This window comes from Streptomyces sp. ADMS, from assembly GCF_033441795.1.
GTDB lineage: Bacteria > Actinomycetota > Actinomycetes > Streptomycetales > Streptomycetaceae > Streptomyces.
The window spans coordinates 1-277 of the sequence record NZ_JAVFVX010000565.1 but is presented as its reverse complement, the minus strand read 5'-3'; the positions used below and the strand labels follow the sequence as shown (position 1 = coordinate 277).

1 protein-coding gene is annotated in these 277 nt (G+C 74.0%); it reads left to right on the top strand.

Going from position 1 to position 277, the window contains the following annotated elements; genetic code table 11:
* The coding region (locus tag RB628_RS42015) for an aldo/keto reductase (protein ID WP_318325839.1) at positions 1 to 277 on the top strand (277 nt) is incomplete at both ends.

Here is a 277-nt window from a genome sequence, read left to right as displayed (position 1 = left end):
GCCGAGATGGAGGTCATCCCGGCCGCGCAGGAGTACGGGCTCGGGGTCATCCCCTGGTCGCCGCTGCACGGCGGACTGCTCGGCGGTGTCATCAGGAAGCAGGTCCAGGGCGGCCGGCGTGCCAGTGGCCGCGCGGCCGAGACCATCGCCGACCCGACCTCACGGGCGCAGATCCAGGCGTACGAGGACCTGCTCGACAAGCACGGCATCGAGCCCGGCGAGGCGGCTCTCGCCTGGCTGCTCACCCGCCCCGGCGTCACCGGCCCGATCGTCGGCC